This is a genomic window from Polaromonas sp. P1_E1_2, assembly GCF_056406035.1.
The window spans coordinates 1-2971 of the sequence record NZ_JBFUAZ010000532.1; the positions used below are offsets into that span (position 1 = coordinate 1).

The window sequence follows — 2971 nt, forward strand, 5'->3', positions numbered from 1 at the left end:
GGACTGTGACAGCCAATCAGGCCTCATCTAATTGCTGCGGCGCACAACGGCTTTTCCTGGTGCCGCGAGCTGCGGCAAGCCTAAAAAACGATCCGACTCAAGGTCCAAAGGCCAACGATTTCTTCATGGCCTCAACCACCGCGTCCGAAGGAGTGTCGAAATCGAACTTGGCCCCAAGGTCCAACGCCTTTAACAGGAGTGGGTTTGCGTTCTTGAGGGAGTCGAACAGAGTAGCCGCTTTTTTAGTCACATCTGCTGGAGCGCCAGGGTGAACATACAGCCCGTAGCCCCAACTCGCGTTGGCGGTCGGCACAATGACCAGTTGCGCCATATGGATGCGCTCATCGGTACCGTGGTGGCTTTTCATGGTGGCAGCCTGTGCGCTCTGTAGCCGGGTAATCAGACCGGCCCACCGGTCCGCTTGCCAATGAAATGCCGCTTTGGTCGGCAAGTAGCTTTGCCCCAGCCCTTGTTGAGGCAATATTTCGACCACCGTGCCGCAAAAATTCTCGGCTTTTACGAGCGATGTGGTCACACCGCTTTTCATGCCAAAGCAACTGGTCGTCTTGAGCTTGGCGAGCACTTTAGCTTGATCAGCGGGAGGGAGCGTCTTCAACTCGACCGGTTTGCCGTCCTTGACCGTTCCGATGTCAGCCAGAATCAGTACAGCCGACTGGATCGGGTCCATGTTGACAGCCACCGGCTTATAGCCCGAGGCAAGACCGACCACGGGGTTGCCATAGACCCAGCATGGTGGCGCCGGTTTCTTGACGGCTGTCAAAACATCCTGCGTCTCCCGGATGTTGAGCACCGGCGTGACCGACAGCCCCGTGGGGCGGATAAAGTCAACGAGTTCTTTCAGGGCACTTTCGGTTTGCGAGGCTCCCTCGCCCCGGATCACTTGCGGATTAAGGTAAAGACCGCCCTCGCACTGCTGCGCCTGCGCGGTCAAACCAAAAAAAAACAAAGCCATCAGCAACAATGAGTTTTTCATGGCTATTACCTTTCAAAACATTTTTGTGTCCCAGTCATCGCCACGGAACGAAGCGCCAGCCCTTTTGAAATTCATGGTATCGGCGATGTGACACTTTCCTCCTAGGGAGATACGCTATCAAGCGCCCGCCATGGAGCAAAACAGCTCGGGACAAACCCTAGAGGGCATCGAAAATCCCACAAACTTGACCCCTGTCAAGAGTTTTTCGTCCACTTGGTAAGACCATACGCGTGCAATATGCTCCGGCCAGGGAATCAGTAAAGAAGTTCCAAGCCCAAACAGAGTTACCCAATACAGGAGACAACGTGATGAAAACCAGATTTGCGAGCATCAGGAATAAATTGACTGCAGCGGGGACATGCGCCATCGCGGCAGCGGCGCTGACGGCCTTCCCCGCCCATGCAGCCTGGGAGCCCACCAAGCCAGTGGAGTTCGTGGTCCCTGCGGGTACCGGCGGCGGGGCCGATCAGATGGCCCGACTGATGCAAGGCATCATCATCAAGCACAAGCTGATGAAAGAACCGCTGATCGTCGTCAACAAATCCGGCGGTGCTGGCGCGGAGGGCTTCCTCGAAGTCAAGGGCGCCAAAGGTGACCCACACAAGATCATTATCACGCTGTCCAACCTCTTCACCACACCTCTGGCGACAGGTGTTCCCTTCAACTGGCGCGACATGACGCCCGTGTCCATGATGGCGCTCGACCAGTTCGTGCTATGGGTCAACGCAGAAAACCCCGCCAAGACCGCCAAGGACTACCTGGCAGCCGTAAAAGCCGCAGGCCCCAGCAAAATCAAGATGGGCGGCACGGGTTCCAAACAGGAAGACCAGATCATCACTGTCGGCATTGAGCAGGCCACAGGCACAAAATTCATCTATGTCCCATTCAAGGGAGGCGGTGAAGTCGCGGTCCAGCTCGTCGGTAAGCACGTCGACTCTTCCGTCAACAACCCGATCGAGGCCGTCGCCCAGTGGCGCGCCAACCAGCTTCGGGCTCTGTGCGTCTTCGACGACAAACGCATGCCCTACAAGACCAAAGTCACCGACACCCTGTCATGGGCCGACATCCCGACGTGCAAGGAAGCTGGCGTGCCCACCGACTACACCATGCTGCGCGGCATATTCATGGCGCCTGGCGTATCGAAAGACCAGCTCGAGTTCTATGTCAACCTGCTCAAGAAAGTCCGCGAGACCCCCGAGTGGAAAGACTACATGGAAAAAGGTGCGTTCAACCAGACGTCGATGTCCGGCGACGAGTTCGGAAAATGGCTGGGCGGCGCAGAGCAGCGCCATCGTGAGTTGATGAAGGAAGCCGGCTTCATCGCGAAGTAACGATAAAGAAAACCCGTTCGACGGGTTTTCTCCTGCGGGCTGGCCAAGTGTCAGCCCCACAATCAATCAAGTTCGCCCTGGTACAGGGCACTCAATCCAACGGAGTTGCTCATGGAGCCAAACCAAGAATCCGGCGCGCAAGCCCGCTCGGGCGTCGCGACCTATGTTGTTGAAGCGATCGTAGCCACCTGTATTGTCATCCTGGGTGCCGTGGTCATCCAGGGCAGTTGGGCCCTGGGGTCCGGCTGGACCACCGATGGCCCCGGTTCAGGCTACTTCCCGTTTTATATCGGCATCATCCTGTGTATTTCAGGCCTCGGCACCCTCTACCAAGCCTTGTTCGGCAAGAACAGGAATACCGAGGTATTTGTCGACAGAGAGCAACTCAAGCGGGTACTTGCCGTTTTGCTTCCTGCCATTGTTTATGTGCTGGCTGTCCAGTTTTTTGGCCTCTACGTGGCGTCCGCTGTATACATCGCGCTGTTCATGATCATCCTGGGGAAATTCTCCCCGATCAAAAGCGTGATCACCTCCTTCGTTGTGATCGCGCTGTTTTTCTTCATGTTCGAGGTCTGGTTCAAGGTTCCCTTGTTCAAAGGCCAGTTCGACTTGCTGAGCTTCCTCGGCTACTGAGTCATCTATACCC

Annotated in this window: 3 protein-coding genes; 2 read left to right on the forward strand and 1 reads right to left on the reverse strand. The window is 56.2% G+C overall.

Translation table 11 applies throughout. The annotated features are described in order from the left end of the window. Positions 1-97 precede the first annotated feature (97 nt). On the reverse strand, positions 98-994 hold the full coding sequence (locus tag AC1D1P_RS19360) for a hypothetical protein (protein ID WP_477669192.1): 897 nt from the start codon (positions 992-994) through the stop codon (positions 98-100). 308 nt (positions 995-1302) lie between these two features. Between AC1D1P_RS19360 and AC1D1P_RS19365 the strand changes: the two genes are divergently transcribed. Beyond that, positions 1303-2325: a Bug family tripartite tricarboxylate transporter substrate binding protein gene (locus AC1D1P_RS19365; RefSeq protein ID WP_477669191.1), complete on the forward strand. Its 1023-nt coding sequence runs from the start codon at positions 1303-1305 to the stop codon at positions 2323-2325. A 111-nt stretch (positions 2326-2436) separates the two neighbouring features. Continuing rightward, positions 2437-2958 carry a tripartite tricarboxylate transporter TctB family protein gene (locus AC1D1P_RS19370; protein WP_477669190.1) on the forward strand — a complete coding sequence of 174 codons (522 nt, stop codon included), beginning with the start codon at positions 2437-2439 and terminating at the stop codon, positions 2956-2958. The last annotated feature ends 13 nt before the right edge of the window (positions 2959-2971 follow it).